16 protein-coding genes and 1 other RNA gene are annotated in these 16,127 nt (G+C 64.5%); 13 read left to right on the top strand and 4 right to left on the bottom strand.

Annotated features, from left to right (window positions below; all coding sequences use genetic code 11):
* Positions 1 to 114: 114 nt before the first annotated feature.
* The gene (locus AC0YKC_RS02845; RefSeq protein WP_488509861.1) at positions 115 to 783 is read right to left on the bottom strand and encodes a c-type cytochrome; all 669 of its coding nucleotides are present in this window, start codon (positions 781 to 783) and stop codon (positions 115 to 117) included.
* Between the two features lie 193 nt (positions 784 to 976).
* On the opposite strand from AC0YKC_RS02845, the gene AC0YKC_RS02840 reads away from it, so the two are divergent.
* Both AC0YKC_RS02840 and AC0YKC_RS02835 read left to right on the top strand, forming a co-directional pair.
* Positions 977 to 1,705, top strand: coding sequence for a 3-deoxy-manno-octulosonate cytidylyltransferase (locus tag AC0YKC_RS02840; protein WP_488509859.1), 729 nt, complete (start codon positions 977 to 979; stop codon positions 1,703 to 1,705).
* Between the two features lie 9 nt (positions 1,706 to 1,714).
* A complete protein-coding gene (locus AC0YKC_RS02835) occupies positions 1,715 to 2,578 on the top strand; it encodes a prephenate dehydratase (RefSeq protein WP_488509857.1) in 864 nt (287 codons plus the stop codon).
* A 257-nt stretch (positions 2,579 to 2,835) separates the two neighbouring features.
* Here the strand turns inward: AC0YKC_RS02835 and AC0YKC_RS02830 are convergent, their stop codons facing one another.
* Genes AC0YKC_RS02830 through AC0YKC_RS02820 form a run of 3 tightly spaced genes read right to left on the bottom strand, consistent with a single transcriptional unit; the run spans position 2,836 to position 4,543 of the window.
* Positions 2,836 to 3,138, bottom strand: a complete 303-nt coding sequence (locus AC0YKC_RS02830) for a Dabb family protein (RefSeq protein ID WP_140843772.1) — start codon at positions 3,136 to 3,138, stop codon at positions 2,836 to 2,838.
* 10 nt (positions 3,139 to 3,148) lie between these two features.
* Positions 3,149 to 4,090, bottom strand: a complete 942-nt coding sequence (nudC, locus tag AC0YKC_RS02825) for an NAD(+) diphosphatase (RefSeq protein WP_488509853.1) — start codon at positions 4,088 to 4,090, stop codon at positions 3,149 to 3,151.
* A gap of 33 nt (positions 4,091 to 4,123) precedes the next feature.
* Positions 4,124 to 4,543: an HIT family protein gene (locus AC0YKC_RS02820; RefSeq protein ID WP_320297775.1), complete on the bottom strand. Its 420-nt coding sequence runs from the start codon at positions 4,541 to 4,543 to the stop codon at positions 4,124 to 4,126.
* Between the two features lie 182 nt (positions 4,544 to 4,725).
* Here AC0YKC_RS02820 and ffs point away from each other — a divergent pair.
* The 11 genes from ffs (at position 4,726) to AC0YKC_RS02765 (ending at position 16,027) form a co-directional block, all read left to right on the top strand.
* An RNA gene (gene ffs / locus AC0YKC_RS02815) (signal recognition particle sRNA small type) lies at positions 4,726 to 4,822 on the top strand.
* A 106-nt stretch (positions 4,823 to 4,928) separates the two neighbouring features.
* Entirely contained in the window at positions 4,929 to 6,752 is a 1,824-nt protein-coding gene (locus tag AC0YKC_RS02810) for a DNA polymerase III subunit gamma/tau (protein WP_488509847.1), read from the top strand.
* A gap of 23 nt (positions 6,753 to 6,775) precedes the next feature.
* On the top strand, positions 6,776 to 7,099 hold the full coding sequence (locus AC0YKC_RS02805; protein WP_040993963.1) for a YbaB/EbfC family nucleoid-associated protein: 324 nt from the start codon (positions 6,776 to 6,778) through the stop codon (positions 7,097 to 7,099).
* A 216-nt stretch (positions 7,100 to 7,315) separates the two neighbouring features.
* On the top strand, positions 7,316 to 8,317 hold the full coding sequence (locus tag AC0YKC_RS02800; protein WP_320297773.1) for a cell wall hydrolase: 1,002 nt from the start codon (positions 7,316 to 7,318) through the stop codon (positions 8,315 to 8,317).
* A 189-nt stretch (positions 8,318 to 8,506) separates the two neighbouring features.
* Positions 8,507 to 9,112, top strand: a complete 606-nt coding sequence (gene recR / locus AC0YKC_RS02795) for a recombination mediator RecR (RefSeq protein WP_320297772.1) — start codon at positions 8,507 to 8,509, stop codon at positions 9,110 to 9,112.
* 172 nt (positions 9,113 to 9,284) lie between these two features.
* Positions 9,285 to 10,556 carry a lytic murein transglycosylase gene (locus tag AC0YKC_RS02790; RefSeq protein WP_488509836.1) on the top strand — a complete coding sequence of 424 codons (1,272 nt, stop codon included), beginning with the start codon at positions 9,285 to 9,287 and terminating at the stop codon, positions 10,554 to 10,556.
* Positions 10,557 to 10,816: 260 nt separating this feature from the next.
* Positions 10,817 to 12,445 carry an ABC transporter substrate-binding protein gene (locus tag AC0YKC_RS02785; protein WP_488510310.1) on the top strand — a complete coding sequence of 543 codons (1,629 nt, stop codon included), beginning with the start codon at positions 10,817 to 10,819 and terminating at the stop codon, positions 12,443 to 12,445.
* A gap of 18 nt (positions 12,446 to 12,463) precedes the next feature.
* Positions 12,464 to 13,531: an ABC transporter permease gene (locus AC0YKC_RS02780; RefSeq protein ID WP_434725118.1), complete on the top strand. Its 1,068-nt coding sequence runs from the start codon at positions 12,464 to 12,466 to the stop codon at positions 13,529 to 13,531.
* The gene (gene nikC, locus AC0YKC_RS02775) at positions 13,528 to 14,448 is read left to right on the top strand and encodes a nickel transporter permease (protein ID WP_488509834.1); all 921 of its coding nucleotides are present in this window, start codon (positions 13,528 to 13,530) and stop codon (positions 14,446 to 14,448) included. Before AC0YKC_RS02780 ends, nikC begins: the two co-directional genes overlap by 4 nt.
* Positions 14,445 to 15,284, top strand: a complete 840-nt coding sequence (locus tag AC0YKC_RS02770) for an ABC transporter ATP-binding protein (RefSeq protein WP_320297768.1) — start codon at positions 14,445 to 14,447, stop codon at positions 15,282 to 15,284. The genes nikC and AC0YKC_RS02770 overlap by 4 nt, the downstream gene beginning before the upstream one ends.
* The gene (locus AC0YKC_RS02765; RefSeq protein WP_488509831.1) at positions 15,281 to 16,027 is read left to right on the top strand and encodes an ABC transporter ATP-binding protein; all 747 of its coding nucleotides are present in this window, start codon (positions 15,281 to 15,283) and stop codon (positions 16,025 to 16,027) included. The genes AC0YKC_RS02770 and AC0YKC_RS02765 overlap by 4 nt, the downstream gene beginning before the upstream one ends.
* The last annotated feature ends 100 nt before the right edge of the window (positions 16,028 to 16,127 follow it).

Below are 16,127 nucleotides of genomic sequence, written 5' to 3'. Positions count from 1 at the left end.
ATTTGACGCCGGTGGGAACCGCAAGCACGGCCTTTGTCGCCGTCCATGCATATTTCCTAACAGAAAAGCCGGGACGAACCCGGCTTTTCCAAGGAAGTCTCTATGACAAATTGTTTATTGAGCGGGGGCCGCAGGCTTGGACGGCGCAGCGCCTTCGGCGGGCTTGGCCGGGGCAGCACCCGCAGCCGGCTTGGTAGCGTCCGCCGGCTTTGCCGAGGCGTCGGCGGCAGCGCCCGGCTGCGGCAGCGGCTTCGGATTGTCCGACAGCGTGCGCAGATAGGCGATCACGTTGGCGCGGTCTTCATCCTTCGGCAGGCCGGCGAAGCCCATCGCCGTGCCTTTCACGAACTTCTTCGGCGAGGTGATGAAGTGGTTGAGGTTTTCGTAGGTCCAGTGCTCCTGGCCGCCCTTGGAGAAGTCCTTCATGCCGGCCGAATAGGCGAAGCCCTCATGCTCGGCAACCGGACGGTCGACGATGTCCCACAAATCCGGGCCGACCTTGTTCGGTCCGCCCTTCTCGCCGGAATGGCAGGCCTGGCACTTCTTGAAGATGGCGGCACCGGCATCGGCGCTGGCGCCGGCGAGCAGGTCGGCGATCGGCTTGGCTTCCGCCGCAGGCGCGGCGGCGCCGCCTTCGGTCGGCTCCTGGGCCTCGATGGCGAAGCCGGGCTTTTCCGGCGCCGGCGAGGCGAACAACGCGTCCGAGACGAGACCTATCGAAAAGACGATGAAGCAGGTTCCCAGAAATCCGCCGAGCAGCTTGTTGACTTCGTTGGAATCCATACGCCCCTTGCTCCCTTTTCCGGCGGACCGTCCCGTCCACTCCGTCCGTCGGTATCGCGAACTGCCTCGAAAGGCCAGTCAAATCGGGCGGAAACTAGGTCTTTTGCTCTGGCGTTGCAACACCTATAAGGGCGCTTCCAGTGAGACCTTTTGCCACTTTTCCATCCGCGTTTTTCGACTGCCCAGAAATCCGATGTCAACCTTGATCCTGATCCCCGCCCGCATGGCCTCGACGCGCCTGCCGGGCAAGCCGCTGGCCGATATTGCGGGCGCGCCGATGATCGTCCATGTCGCCCGCCGTGCCGCCGAGGCCAGGCTTGGCCGTGTCGTGGTGGCAACCGACACCGAAGCGGTCGCGCAAACCGTGCGGGCGCACGGTTTCGAGGCGGTCATGACCCGCGCGGATCATGAATCGGGTTCCGACCGCATCTTCGAGGCGCTGACGGCCCTCGACCCCGAAAAGCAGGTGGAAACGATCGTCAACGTCCAGGGCGACCTGCCGACCATCGATCCCGAGATCATCGGCGCGTCGCTGCGGCCGTTTGAGGACAGATCGGTCGATATCGCCACGCTCGGCGTCGAGATCGTGCGCGACGAGGAGAAGACCAAGCAGAATGTGGTCAAGATCGTCGGCTCGCCGCTTTCCGCGACAAGGCTGAGAGCGCTCTATTTCACCCGCGCCACCGCGCCTTGGGGCGAGGGGCCGCTCTACCATCACATCGGCCTCTACGCCTATCGCCGTGCCGCGCTGGAACGCTTCGTCGCATTGAAGCCGTCGCCGCTGGAGCGTCGCGAGCGGCTGGAGCAGCTGCGTGCGCTCGAAGCCGGCATGCGCATCGACGCTGAGATCGTCAGATCGCTGCCGCTTGGCGTCGACACCCCCGACGATCTGGAGCGGGCGAGAAAGTTCCTTTCAAACTGAGATATCGGCATGACCGCTAAGACCAACAGAATCTCCTTCCAGGGCGAGCCAGGCGCCAATTCCGACACGGCCTGCCGCAACATGTTCCCGTCGATGGAGCCGTTGCCTTGCCCGACCTTCGAGGACGCCTTCAACGCGGTCGAGACCGGCAAGGCCGAGCTCGCCATGATCCCGATCGAGAACACGATCGCCGGGCGCGTCGCCGACATCCATCACCTCTTGCCGGAATCCAAGCTGCACATCGTCGGCGAGTATTTCCTGCCGATCCACTTCCAGCTGATGGTGCTGCCGGGGGTGAAGCGCGAAGAGATCAAGACCGTGCACAGCCATATCCATGCGCTCGGCCAATGCCGCAAATACATCCGCAAGAACGGCTGGAAGCCAGTGATCGCCGGCGACACGGCGGGTTCGGCCAAGATGGTCTCGGAGGTCCGGGACCGCACCATGGCCTCGTTGGCGCCGGCGCTGGCCGCGGAACTCTATGGGCTCGACATCATCGAGAAGAATGTCGAGGACACCGATAGCAACGTCACCCGGTTCGTCGTGCTGACCAAGAACAAGGCTTGGGTGGAGCGCCCGGCGCCGGACGCCAAGATGATGACGACCTTCATCTTCCGTGTCCGCAACGTGCCTGCGGCGCTCTACAAGGCCATGGGCGGTTTCGCCACCAACGGCATCAACATGACCAAGCTTGAGAGCTACCAGCTCGGCGCCTTCACCGCGACGCTGTTCTACGCCGACATCGAGGGTCATCCGGACGATCCGCTGGTCAAGCTGGCGCTGGACGAGCTACGCTTCTTCTCGCGCGAGATGCGCATCCTCGGCGTCTATCCGGCAAGCGCCTCACGCGAGCAGTGGAAGGTGGCGGACTAGGCTGGCTAAACCTGCGAACTTAGCCGAGACGCTCACACTTCGTCATCCACGGGCGAAGCAAGGAGCGAAGCGACGCGCGCAGACCCGAGGATCCATTCCGTGACGTTGAAGCGCCGCCCACGGCGCAGAATTCTGCTCCGCTGCGCCCTTCGGCTGAGGCAACGGCATGGATTCCAGGGTCTTCGCTTCGCTCCGTCCTGGAATGACGACCTGATGGAGGCCCGCGCTAATCTCCGACGTTTGCGCTTAACCCAATTTCAGCCGAAGCCGAGCGGCACGTAGTCGATCTCCATGAACTTCTCGACCTCCGGCACCCAGCGGTCGCGCACGAAGGCGACGTGGTCGGGATGCTCGTTGTAGCGCGTGTAGGCCGCCTGGTCGGCGAACTCCATCGAGAAGCCGAACTGGTAGTCGTTCTTCGGGCTCACCTGCCGCAACTGCTCGAAATGCGTGACGCCCTTGATCCCGGTCAGGATCTTCTTCGCGTCGTGCAGGAAGCGCTTCGTCTCCAGCGACTGCAGCGGATGTTTCAGCGTGAACACGACGGTGTGGCGGATCATGTTTCTGCTCCTATTCGCTGTCGACCCAGGCGCGGATGAGGTGATGGGCGATCGCTCCCTTCGGCGGGGTAATCAAGCCGTCGGCGTGCTGCCTGTCCAGCATCGTGCGCACCTCGTCGCGGAAAAACCAGCGGCAGTCCTCCAATTCGTTGAGGTCGGCCTGGATATCCTCGTTGAGCGGCTCGCCGAAGCAGCCGATCATCAGCGAATAGGGGAACGGCCAGGGCTGGCTGGCGTGGTAGACGACGCGACCGAGCCGGATGCCCGCCTCTTCCAGCGTCTCGCGCCGTACCGCCGCCTCGATCGTCTCGCCCGGTTCGATGAAGCCGGCAAGCGCCGAATACATGCCCGGCGCGAAATGCCTGCCGCGTCCGAGCAGGCATTTTTCGCCCGTCACCGTCAGCATGATCGCCACCGGGTCGGTGCGCGGGAAATGGTCGGTGCCGCAGGCAGGGCAATGGCGCCGGTAGCCGCCGGCCCGCATTTCCGAGCGGTTGCCGCATTTCGAGCAGAAGGCGTGGCTGGCGTGCCAGGCAAGCAGCGCGGCGCCTTGCGCCAGCGCGCCGGCGGCCGCCTCGTCGACCAGCCCTTGCATATAGACGGAACGATAGTCGATCGCCTTGATCGTCTCGGGCAGCTTTTCCGGCTCGAGGCCGGCAGGCACCGCCAGCACAGGGCCTTCCTCCGAAAAGCCGAGCAGCACGCCGTGGTCGAGCGAAACCTCGAAGGCCTGGCTTTCATCCGCCTTGAACCAGGGGTCGAATTTGCCATCGTCGAGTTTGAGGTAGAGCCGGCCGGCATGCATCAGCATGAGCCGCGCGGTGCGGTCGGCCAGCGCTTTTCCGACCGCGTCGTCAGCGCGGTTCTCGGACTGCCGGTCGATCCGGTTACCGGCGAAACCGACGAATTGGCTGGGCTCGCGCAAGGGCGCGTCGAACAGGCGAAAGCTCATGGGAACTCGGGTGCGGAATTGACACTGGTCAGCTTATAGCGCCGCCTTGATCGTTTGGGCAAACCGCCTGATATCGGAGCGCTGGTAGGGTTCGCGCATGCCGTGCCCCCAGACCGGTCCCGGCCAGCCGGGATCGCCCTCGGAGCGGGCGACGACATGGACATGCAACTGGCGCACGATATTGCCCAAAGCCCCGGTATTGATCTTGGTGCAGCCGGTCACCCGCTTCAGCGCCTGCGCCACCATGTTGGTCTCGAAGGTCAGCATCGTCTGGTCGAGCGGCGTCATGTCGTGGATTTCCTCCACGCCGGGCCGTTGCGGCACCAGCACCAGCCATGGCCAGCGGCGGTCGTTCATCAGCCTGAGCTCGCAAAGGCCAAGCCACATGAGCTGCTCGCTATCTGCCTCCAGCCGGGCGTCCAGCGTGAATCCGGCCTTGAGGCCAGGCAGCATGGGCGTTTCCTTCGCTTTTGTTGTAAGCATTTTCCAAACCCGGAACGCTAGAGCGGCGGCAAGGTGGCTGCAAGCGATTCATTGCCGTCATTATCGATTTGAAGGACTTTCCGCCTTCTATGTGGCGGCAGGTTTCGGCTCGGCCCTTGCATTTCGCCGCCGAATTGCCGATATGGAGCGCGGGAGGTTGGTGGTGGACGATCCACTCGCCAACCGGGTCAGGTCCGGAAGGAAGCAGCCCTAACGAGCCCGGAACGGGTCATTGTTCCAGCCTCCCGCCTCTTCGCCTTTCTCCCGCGACATTGACGGCCCCGAGCCGTGCGGGTGAGACTATGCGCAGGAATCGGCCGCCTTCCGTCGCGGTCCTGGGAGCTTTTGACGGCGAATGAGCGAAGCCGGAAATTTGGGGCCAGAAAGCCTGGGAACAGGTAAGGCCGGCGCTTACCGCGTCCTGGCGCGCAAATACCGCCCTTCGAATTTCTCCGAGCTGATCGGCCAGGAGCCGATGGTCCGCACGCTGACCAATGCATTCGCCACCGGCCGCATCGCCCAGGCCTGGATGCTGACCGGCGTGCGCGGTGTCGGCAAGACGACGACCGCGCGCATCCTGGCGCGGGCGCTCAACTACAAGACGGCGACCGTCGATCAGCCCTCCGTCGACCTTTCGATCCCCGGCGAGCACTGCCAGGCGATCATGGAGGGCCGCCATGTCGACGTCATCGAGATGGACGCCGCCTCCCATACCGGCATCGACGACATCAGGGACATCATCGACCGCGTCCGCTACGCGCCGGTCTCGGCCCGCTACAAGGTCTACATCATCGACGAAGTGCACATGCTCTCCACGCAGGCCTTCAACGGCCTGTTGAAGACGCTGGAAGAGCCGCCGCCGCACGTCAAGTTCATCTTCGCCACCACCGAGATCCGCAAGGTGCCGATCACGGTGCTGTCGCGCTGCCAGCGCTTCGACCTGAGGCGCATCGATGCCGGCGCGCTGGTCGGCCATTTGTCCTCGATCGCGGCCAAGGAAGGCATTGCCGTCGACGATGAGGCCTTGGCGATGATCGCGCGGGCCGCCGAAGGCTCGGCGCGCGATTCGCTTTCCATCCTCGACCAGGCGATCGCCCATGGCAGCGGCACGGTGAGCGCGCAGGCCGTGCGCGCCATGCTCGGCCTCGCCGACCGCGCCCGCATCATCGACCTGTTCGAGCATGTCATGAAAGGCGATGTGGCCGCGGCCCTGGCCGAATTCCGTGCGCAATACGACACCGGCGCCGATCCGGCCGCGGTGCTCACCGATCTTGCCGAGTTCAACCACCTCGTCACCCGCCTGCGCTTCGTGCCGGCGGCCGCCGACGATGCGTCGCTTTCCGAGGACGAGCGCCGGCGCGGCGCCGAATTCGCCGGCACGCTTTCGGTGCGCGTGCTGTCGCGGACCTGGCAGATGCTGCTTAAGGGCATTCCCGAGGTGCAGTCCTCCAACCGCCCGGTCAGCGCCGGCGAGATGGTGTTGATCAGGCTCGCGCATGCCGCCGATCTGCCGACGCTGGACGAGGCGCTGAAATCGCTCGAGGGCGCGACCCTGGTGCAGAACGGCGCGCCGCCGCGCGCCAACGGAGCGCCGGCGAGTTCCGGCAATGGCGGCGGCGCGAGCGCTGTCGCGCAGACGCGGATGCCGGCTTCCACCGGTGGCGGCGCCCAGACGATGCGCCTGGTCGAAACGCAGCCCACGCCCGCCGCCTTCGTTCCGGCGCCGGAGCCCGTTGCCGAGGCGCCCGTCGTTCCGGTGAAATCGCTGGCCGATATCGTCGCGCTTGCCGACGCCAATCGCGACATGGCCTTCAAGGTGCTCCTGAAACGCTGCGTGCGACCGGTCCGCATCGAGCCCGGCCGTCTCGATGTCACCTTGACCGACGACGCGCCGAAGATGCTGCTCAACGACCTGACCGCCAAGCTGCGCGCCTGGACCGGCCGCAACTGGCTGGTGTCGCTGTCGAAGGAAGAGGGCGGCCAGACATTGGCCGAGATGGAGACGACGAAGCGCGAGAACGCCTTCTCCGATGCCAAGAGCGACCCGACTGTCGCGGCCATTCTCGCCCGGTTCCCCGGCGCCAAGATCATCGACGTGCGCATTCCGGACGTGCCGGATGTGGAAGAGGCCGAGGCCGAAGTGCCGGTCGAGCCTGCGGCCGACGACGACGAAATCTGAAACAATCTTAGAGGACCACCCCGATGAAAGATCTTCTCGGCCTGATGGGCAAGGCGAAGGAAATGCAGGCCAAGTTCCAGGCCATGCAAGACGAGATCGCCACGCTTGAGGCCACCGGCCAGGCCGGTGGCGGCCTGGTCAGCATCACGCTGACCGGCAAGTTCGAAATGAAAGCGCTGAAGATCGATCCGTCGTTGATCAAGGCGGACGAAGCCGAGATCCTGGAGGACCTCATCCTGGCCGCTCACAATGACGCCAAAAATAAGGTCGAGCAGGTGATGCAGGAAAAGACCAAGGCGTTGACGGCGGGTCTGCCGATTCCGCCCGGAATGAAATTGCCGTTCTGAGGCGGCGTCCCCCAGTTAATTGATTATGAACGGAAATTGGGCGCGCGGCGCGTTGTTAACTATTTTGCCGGCGTTGCTCACGGCTCATTACGCGGCTTTCATAAAGTTTTACCCAAGTCCAGATTTTGCTAACCCTCTAGCCATCTTTTTGCCCGAAAGAGTCTCATTCTTGCCACATCTCGGGGCGGGCTGGCATCTGGACATGAGGCTTTTTTGGTGATCGCGACGCGATGGAAGACGCCGCTGCTGCTTATCGGCATCGTCACTTCCCCCTTGCTCCTGGCCGGTTGCAGCCAGACCACTTCTTCCCATGGCATGTCGGTCTCGGGTCTGACCGACGCCCTCACGCCAAGCTTCCTCACGCGTTCCTCCAGCCCCTCGCTGAAGGACAAGGAATGCCTGCAAAGGGCGATGTTCTTCGAGTCCAACCGGTCGAGCCGCGACGGCATGATCGCCGTCGGCACGGTCGTCATGAACCGGCTTCGCTCCGGCCAGCACGGCAGCACCATCTGTCAGGTGGTCGGCGAGCCGGGCCAGTTTGCGCCCGGCGTGATGACGCGGCCGATGAACTCCAGGGCGCTGCCCGATGTCGAGGAAGCCGCCGACGCGGTGCTGCGGGGCGAGCGCAAGGCCAAGCTCAAGAACACGATGTATTTCCACACCGCCGGCCTGCATTTCCCCTACAAGAACATGCATTACACGATGGTCGCCGGCGGCAACGCCTTCTATGAGAAGCGCGGCCGCAACTGGCAGCCGCTGCCGGACGAGCCGATGGTCGCCATGAATGTGGACAACCAGCAGAAGTCCGGTCGGCAGAAGCCCGCGGCCGACGCCCCGGTGCTGGTTGCTTCCGCCGAACCGGTGGTAAAGACGATCGTCCGTCCGGACCCGGCGAAGCAGGCCGCCTTGGCCGCCGCCGCGCGGACCGAAACCGCTTCCGCCGAACAGACCTATGTGACCGCTGCCGCGGCGCCTGCAATCCCTGCACCATCCGCGAAGTCCGGTCGTCTCGCGCAGAAGCAGATGGTCGTGGCGATGCAGGAGCCGATGGCCGAACCGGACGCCTCGCGTTTCGGCGGCACGCTCAAGGGTCGCTATATCACTTCGGTGCCGAACGCACCGCAGGAAGCATCGATGGGCTTCCAGTCGACGCCTGAGAACACCGACGCCATAGGCGCGATGATCGTCAGCCAGGACCGGCCGCTCGAAGCCAACTGAACCCGATTGCATCCGCACAGGGCCCGCCATGGCAGCATGGCGGGCCCTGTGCCGTTGCTGGCTGTCCTGAAAAATCCTGGATCAGTCCGCCGTTTCACGAAACGACGAACTGATCCATCTTTTCGTTTCACGCAATTCCGGACGGAAAACCGCTTCGCACTTTTCCTGGAATTGCTCTAGATCAGGGCGATGTCGAAGAGAATCGCCGGTCCGGAAATCGAACGCCTGATCCAGCTCCTGGCCAAGGTGCCGGGGCTTGGGCCGCGCTCGGCCAGGCGCGCCGCGCTTCATCTCATCAAGAAGAAGGAGCAGCTGCTCGAGCCCTTGGCCGCCGCCATGGGCGAGGCGGTCGACAAGGTCAGGATCTGCTCGACCTGCGGCAATGTCGACACCGCCGATCCATGCATGATCTGCACCGACCCGCGCCGCGACGCCAGTACGCTGATCGTCGTCGAGGACGTCTCCGACCTCTGGGCGCTGGAGCGCGCGGCGGCCATGAACGTGCGCTATCACGTGCTCGGCGGCACGCTGTCGCCGCTCGACGGCATCGGTCCGGACCAGCTCAACATCCGCTCGCTGGTCGACCGTGTCGCCGGCGGCGAGGTGAAGGAAGTCATCCTTGCGGTCAACGCCACCGTCGAGGGCCAGACGACCGCGCATTATTTGACGGATCAATTGTCGGGCTTCGACGTGAAGGTGACGCGGCTCGCGCATGGCGTGCCGGTCGGCGGCGAGCTGGATTATCTCGACGAGGGCACGCTGGCCGCGGCGCTACGATCAAGGACGGCGTTTTGAGGGGATTTTGGGGGACTTGGAGATGACAGCATTCCTTCGCGCCCCCCTCTGTCCTGCCGGACATCTCCCCCTCAAGGGGGGAGATTGGAAACTGCACCGGCGGCGCCCTCTTTCCCATGTTGGTGATTGGCGAAAGCCGAACCGACAGCTGATCTCCCCCCTTGAGGGGGAGATGTCCGGCAGGACAGAGGGGGGCGCGAAGGAACGCGGCTTTTCCAGCTTCGCATTTCTACTGCTCGCACTACTCGGTGTCCTTTTCACTCTTCCCTCCCGCGCCGCCCCCATCGACGATCGGTTCCAGGCCTGGCTGCAAACCGACCTCTGGCCCGAAGCCAAGTCCAAGGGCATCTCGAAGAAAACCTTCGACGCCGCCTTCATCGGTGTGAAGCCGAACCTCAAGCTGCCCGATCTCGTCCTGCCCGGCGAAAAGCCGACGACGCCGCAGAAGCAGCACCAGGCCGAGTTCGGTCCGCCGGCCAACTATTTCGCCGAGAAGATCATTCGGGCCGTCACTACCGGCGGCAGGATGCGCGAGAGCGCCAACGCCCGCACGCTCGGGCTGATCGAGAAGCGCTACGGCGTTCCAGGCGAGATCGTGCTGGCGATCTGGGGCCGCGAGACCGGCTTCGGCGCGGCCAAGATGCCTTACGATGCCTTCGAGGTGCTGGGCACCGACGCTTTCCTGTCGACCAAGAAAGACTTCTTCCGCACCGAGGTGCTGGCGGCGCTCGAAATCGTCGAGCGCGGGTTGGCGCCGGTCAACGCGATGAAGTCGTCCTGGGCCGGCGCGCTCGGCCAGCCGCAATTCATGCCGACCTCCTTCTTGAAGCATGCCGTCGATTTCGACGCCGACGGCCGGCCCGACATCTGGAATTCGACGCCTGACGTGCTCGCCTCGATCGCCAATTACCTCGTCCATTACGGCTGGGTGAGGGGGCGCGGCTGGGGGACCGAGGTGACGGTTCCGGCAAATGTCTCCTGCTCGCTCGAAGGGCCTGACCAGGGCAAGAAGATCTCCGACTGGGTGGCGATGGGCATCAGGCGCGTCGACGGCAAGGCGTTTGCGGCGAGCGAGTTGAAGGCCGAGGGTTTCCTGCTGATGCCGGCCGGGCGCAGCGGTCCGGCCTTCGTCGTCACGCCGAACTTCTATGTGATCAAGCAATACAACAACAGCGATCTCTACGGCCTGTTCATCGGCCATGCCGCCGACCGCATCGCCAAGGGCGACGCCACCTTTGCCGGCGCCTGGGGCGCGGTCGGCGATCTCCATCGCTCCGATATCGCCGCCCTGCAGCATGCGCTTGAGGCCAAGGGCTACGATGTCGGCAGTGCCGACGGCCTGCCCGGCTTCAAGACCCGCCGCTCGATCGGCATCTGGCAGTCCAAGAACGGCAAGCCCGCCACCTGCTTTCCCGATGCGGGCCTGGTTGCGCAGCTGAAATAGCGGCTGCTTCCCAAGGCGCGGCCCCTGGCAAATGTTTCCGGATCGGCGGCGTCAATTAGCCGGCGCATGGGTCGACTCATGGCGGCCCGTCTGGTCCGATATGGTATCTGCACGCTGTCGGGCGAGCGCCGTCGAATGGGTGTTGACCAACTGGACAAAAACCACGACGGTACGTGGTCCAAGCCGCTGCCGGCTTCGAGAAGAATAATGAAGGCCTGAGCCGGGAACTCAGGTCAACAAAACAGGGAACGATCACCATGATGCTGGAAAAGTTTGCTGTCCGTAGCTTGCTTGCGGGTGTGGCAATGACTGCGCTGCTCGCAACGCCTGCCTTCGCTGTCACGCCCGCCGATACGCTGGTCGAGGGCTTCGCCATCGACGACATCATCACGATGGATCCGGGCGAAGCGTTCGAGCTGTCGACGGCCGAAGTCACCGGCAACACCTACGATCTCCTGGTCCGCCTCGACCTCAGCGATACCTCAAAGGTCAAGGGTGACCTCGCCGAGAGCTGGACCGTTTCCGATGACGGCCTGACCTACACCTTCAAGCTCAAGCCCGGCATGAAGTTCGCGTCCGGCAACCCGATCACCGCGGCCGATGTCGCCTATTCCTTCGAGCGCGCCATCAAGCTCGACAAGAGCCCGGCTTTCATCATCGGCCAGTTCGGCATCACCGGCGACAATGTCACCGAGAAGGCCAAGGCGGTCGACGACACCACCTTCCAGTTCGTCGTCGACAAGGCCTACGCGCCAAGCTTCGTGCTCAACTGCCTGTCGGCCACGGTGGCCTCGGTCGTCGACGCCAAGCTGGTCAAGGAACATGTCGCGGCGGTCACGCCGAGCGCCGACTACAAATGGGACAACGACTTCGGCAATGCCTGGCTGAAAACCGGCTATGCCGGCTCCGGCCATTACAAGCTGCGCGAGTGGCGCGCCAACGAGGCCGTCGTCATGGAGCGCAACGACAATTACAACGGCGAGAAGGCCAAGCTCGCCCGCGTCATCTACCGCAACATGAAGGAAAGCTCGGCGCAGCGCCTGGCGCTGGAGGCGGGCGATATCGACGTCGCCCGCAACCTCGAGCCGAACGACCTCGACGCCATCGCCAAGAACGCCGACCTCACCACCACCAGCGCGCCGAAGGGCACGGTCTATTACATCAGCCTCAACCAGAAGAACCCGACGCTTGCCAAGCCCGAGGTGCGGCAGGCGTTCAAATATCTGGTCGACTACGATGCGCTGGGCTCGACCATCCTCAAGGGCATCGGCGAGATTCACCAATCCTTCCTGCCGAAGGGCGACCTCGGCGCTATCGACGACAATCCCTTCAAGCTCGACGTCGCCAAGGCCAAGGAACTGCTCGCCAAGGCCGGCCTGCCGGACGGCTTCAAGGTGACCATGGACGTGCGCACTGGGCAGCCGACGACCGGCATGGCGGAATCGATCCAGCAGACGCTTGGTCAGGCCGGCATCAAGCTGGAGATCATCCCTGGCGACGGCAAGCAGACCCTGACCAAGTACCGCGCCCGCAATCACGACATCTATATCGGCAATTGGGGACAGGACTATTTCGACCCGAACTCCAATGCCCAGACCTTTGCCTCGAACCCCGACAATTCGGATGCCGGCAAGTCGCATACGCTTGCCTGGCGCAACAGCTGGGACATTCCGGAACTGACCAAGGAAACGGAAGCGGCGCTGCTGGAGAAGGATTCGGGCAAGCGCGCTGACATGTACAAGGATCTGCAGAAAAAGATCCTCGACACCAGCCCCTTCGTCATCATCCACCAGCAGCTCGAAGTGGCCGGCCTGCGCAAGAACCTCAAGGGCTTCGCGCTCGGCCCGAGCTTCGACACCAACTTCGTCGGCGCGGTCTCCAAGGAATAGCGTCGGCGGATCCGCCGCGTGAGCGTAGCTGAAAACCAGGTGGCGGCAGGGCGCGGCAGCGCCCGTGCCGTCGCCTTTCTATCGTCGCTTGGCCGCTTCCTGGTCATCGCGGTGACGACCTATCTCGGTCTTCTCGCGGTGACCTTCTTCATCGGCCGTGTCATCCCGATCGATCCGGTGCTGGCTGTTCTCGGCGACCGGGCGCCGACGGCCGTCGTAGAGCGTACGCGCCGCGAAATGGGCCTCGACCTGCCCTGGATCGAGCAGTTCTACCTCTATGTCAAAGCAGCGCTGAGGGGCGACTTCGGCACTTCGGTGCTGACCACCAATCCGGTCATGTCCGACATCCGCCGCGTCTTCCCGGCGACCATCGAGCTGGCGACGCTGGGCACGATCATCGGCGCCGTCATCGGCGTGCCGCTCGGCGTGCTGGCCGCCGTCAAGCGCGGCAGCCTGATCGACCAGGTCGCGCGCGTCGTCGGCCTGATCGGCTATTCGGTGCCGATCTTCTGGCTTGGCCTGCTCGGGCTGGTGCTGTTCTACGCCAAGCTGCAATGGATCGCCTTTCCGGCGCGGCTCGACGTCGTCTTCGAATACACGTTCACGCCGATCACCGGCTTCTACCTGCTCGATGCCGCGATCCAGGGGCAGTGGGACGTCTTCTACGACGCCTGGCGCCACATCGTCCTGCCGGCCGCGCTGCTCGGCTATCTCTCGCTCGCCTATATCAGCCGCATGACCCGCTCCTTCATGCTGAACGAGCTGGCGCAGGAATACATCGTCGCGGCGCGCGCCAAGGGCCTGTCGGAAAGCCGCATCATCTGGGGCCACGCGCTGCGCAACGCCGCCGTGCCGATGGTGACGGTGATCGCGCTTTCCTACGCCAACCTGCTCGAAGGCTCGGTGCTGACAGAGACCGTCTTCTCCTGGCCTGGCATCGGCCTCTACATCACCAACTCGCTGCAGAACGCCGATATGAACGCCGTGCTCGGCGGCACCATCGCCATCGGCTCGGTCTTCATCGCCATCAACCTTCTGTCCGATCTGCTTTACCGGCTGCTCGATCCGAGGACGAAGGCCGGATGAGCGCTGAAACCATCCAATCCCGTCGCGAATGGCTGCTGAGCGACCGGCCGGCCTCGCGCCTGCAGGCAAGGCTCGGCCGCGCCTATGTCGCCTGGCGGCGCTTCTCCGCCAATCACTTGGCGCTGGTCGGCATGCTGATCATCATCGGGCTCCTGGTGGTCGCCGCCTTTGCCGATGTGCTGGCGCCCTATTCGCCGACCATCGGCGATCTGAAGAACGCCCGCCTGCTGCCGCCCGGCACAGCGCACTGGTTCGGCACCGACGACCTCGGCCGCGACATTTATTCGCGCATCGTCTATGGCGCGCGCTGGACGCTTTATGTGGTGATCCTCGTCGCCATCATCGCCGCGCCCATCGGCCTTTTGGTCGGCACAATCGCCGGTTATGCCGGCGGCTGGACCGACACGATCCTGATGCGCATCACCGATATCTTCCTGGCCTTCCCGAAGCTGGTGCTGGCGCTGGCTTTCGTCGCCGCGCTCGGCCCCGGCATCGAGAATGCCGTGCTGGCGATTGCCATCACCTCCTGGCCGCCTTACGCGCGCATTGCCCGCGCCGAGACGCTGACGGTGCGCAACTCGGACTATATCAAGGCGGTGCAGTTGATGGGCGCCTCGCCCTTCCGCATCGTGCTGCGCCACATCATGCCGCTCTGCATCTCCTCGCTGATCATCCGCGTCACGCTCGACATGGCAGGCATCATCCTGACCGCCGCCGGCCTCGGCTTCCTCGGCCTCGGCGCGCAGCCGCCGCTGCCCGAATGGGGCGCGATGATCGCGTCCGGTCGCCGCTTCATCCTCGACCAATGGTGGGTGGCGGCTGCACCGGGTGCTGCCATCCTCATCGTCAGCCTCGGCTTCAACCTGCTCGGCGACGGCCTGCGCGACGCGCTCGATCCCCGGAGCGGTGACCAATGAGCGGCGAAACACTCCTCGACGTCGACGACCTGCGTGTCACATTCCCGACCCGCACCGGCCTCGTGCAGGCCGTGCGCGGCGTCTCCTTCTCGCTCGGCCGCGAGCGCCTGGGCATCGTCGGCGAGAGCGGCTCAGGCAAATCGCAGACCGGCCGCGCCATCATGGGCCTCACTCCGCCGCAGGCCGAGGTTTCGGCGAAGAAGCTCGCCTTCGACGGCATCGACCTGCTGTCCGTATCGTCGCGCGAGCGTCGGGCGCTGCGGGGGAACCGCATCGCCATGATCCTGCAGGATCCGAAATATTCGCTCGACCCGGTGATGACCATCGGCCGCCAGATCGTCGAGACGCTGCGCACGCATGAAAAGGTCTCCAGGAGCGAGGCGCGCGAGCGCGCGCTGGCCATGCTGCAGGCGGTGCAAATCCGCGATCCGGCCCGCGTGTTCGATCTTTACCCGCACGAGGTCTCGGGCGGCATGGGTCAGCGCGCCATGATCGCCATGATGCTGGTCACCGGACCCGAGCTGATGATTGCCGATGAGCCGACCTCGGCGCTCGACGTCACCGTGCAGCTCGACGTCCTCAAGATCCTCGACAAGCTCGTCGCCGAGCGCGGCATGGGGCTGATCTTCATCTCGCACGATCTGCGCCTGGTCTCCTCCTTCTGCGACCGCGTCGTCGTCATGTATGCCGGCAAGGTCGTCGAGCAGATCAAGGCTTCCGAACTGCGCGATGCGCAGCATCCCTACACGCGCGGCCTGCTCAACTGCATGCCGAGGATCGGTTTCGAACGCCATCCGCTGCCGGTGCTCGACCGCAAGCCGGAGTGGGCGGCATGACGGCTTCCATCACCGTCGAAGGGCTGGAAGTGGTCTTCGACCGGTTTCGCGCGCTGAAGGGGGTGAGCCTCGACGTCAGGGAAGGCGAATCCTACGGGCTGGTCGGGGAGAGCGGTTCCGGCAAGTCGACGCTGCTGAGGGCGATCACCGGCCTCGCGCCGGTCGCGTCCGGCACCATCACCGTCAACGGCAAGACCCTTGGCAAAACCCGCGACAAGGCTTTTTACCGTGACGTGCAGATGGTGTTCCAGGACCCGTACGGCTCGCTGCATCCGCGCCAGACGGTCGACCGCCTGCTGCACGAACCCCTCGCGATCCACGGCATTGCCGACGGCGAGAAGCGCATCGAGCGCGCGCTGGACGAGGTCGGCCTCGGCAAGGGCTTCCGCTTCCGCTACGCGCACCAGCTCTCCGGCGGCCAGCGCCAGCGCGTCGCGATTGCGCGCGCGCTGATCCTCGAACCCTCGGTCCTTCTGCTCGACGAACCGACCTCGGCGCTCGACGCCTCGGTGCAGGCGGAGGTGCTGAACCTGCTCGAAGAGGTCCGCCGCCGCCGCAAGCTCACCTTCCTGATGGTCAGCCACGACCTCGCCATCATCACCCATATGTGCGAGCGGCTGATGGTGATGCAGAACGGCGAGGCGGTCGAGACGCTGACCGCGAGCCAGCTGATCGGCCACCGCGTCAGCGAGGATTATACGCGCAACCTGCTGAGGGCGAGCGAAGGGTTTGTGCGGGTGTAGCTTCGTAGGTAGCGTTCCTTCACACCCCCCTCTGTCCTGCCGGACATCTCCCCCGCAAGGGGGGAGATTGGATGTCGCGAATGCTTTCGCCAATTGCCAA

The sequence above is a fragment of the Mesorhizobium sp. CNPSo 4661 genome (genome assembly GCF_057784215.1).
This window is presented reverse-complemented; position numbering and strand designations above follow the sequence as displayed.

Bases quoted from the DNA above. Each gene is read 5' to 3' on its own strand.
- AC0YKC_RS02845 (WP_488509861.1), bottom strand. From the start codon at position 783: ATGGATTCCAACGAAGTCAACAAGCTGCTCGGCGGATTTCTGGGAACC.
- AC0YKC_RS02840 (WP_488509859.1), top strand. From the start codon at position 977: ATGTCAACCTTGATCCTGATCCCCGCCCGCATGGCCTCGACGCGCCTG.
- AC0YKC_RS02835 (WP_488509857.1), top strand. From the start codon at position 1,715: ATGACCGCTAAGACCAACAGAATCTCCTTCCAGGGCGAGCCAGGCGCC.
- AC0YKC_RS02830 (WP_140843772.1), bottom strand. From the start codon at position 3,138: ATGATCCGCCACACCGTCGTGTTCACGCTGAAACATCCGCTGCAGTCG.
- nudC (WP_488509853.1), bottom strand. From the start codon at position 4,090: ATGAGCTTTCGCCTGTTCGACGCGCCCTTGCGCGAGCCCAGCCAATTC.
- AC0YKC_RS02820 (WP_320297775.1), bottom strand. From the start codon at position 4,543: ATGCTGCCTGGCCTCAAGGCCGGATTCACGCTGGACGCCCGGCTGGAG.
- AC0YKC_RS02810 (WP_488509847.1), top strand. From the start codon at position 4,929: ATGAGCGAAGCCGGAAATTTGGGGCCAGAAAGCCTGGGAACAGGTAAG.
- AC0YKC_RS02805 (WP_040993963.1), top strand. From the start codon at position 6,776: ATGAAAGATCTTCTCGGCCTGATGGGCAAGGCGAAGGAAATGCAGGCC.
- recR (WP_320297772.1), top strand. From the start codon at position 8,507: ATGTCGAAGAGAATCGCCGGTCCGGAAATCGAACGCCTGATCCAGCTC.
- AC0YKC_RS02790 (WP_488509836.1), top strand. From the start codon at position 9,285: ATGTCCGGCAGGACAGAGGGGGGCGCGAAGGAACGCGGCTTTTCCAGC.
- AC0YKC_RS02785 (WP_488510310.1), top strand. From the start codon at position 10,817: ATGCTGGAAAAGTTTGCTGTCCGTAGCTTGCTTGCGGGTGTGGCAATG.
- nikC (WP_488509834.1), top strand. From the start codon at position 13,528: ATGAGCGCTGAAACCATCCAATCCCGTCGCGAATGGCTGCTGAGCGAC.
- AC0YKC_RS02770 (WP_320297768.1), top strand. From the start codon at position 14,445: ATGAGCGGCGAAACACTCCTCGACGTCGACGACCTGCGTGTCACATTC.
- AC0YKC_RS02765 (WP_488509831.1), top strand. From the start codon at position 15,281: ATGACGGCTTCCATCACCGTCGAAGGGCTGGAAGTGGTCTTCGACCGG.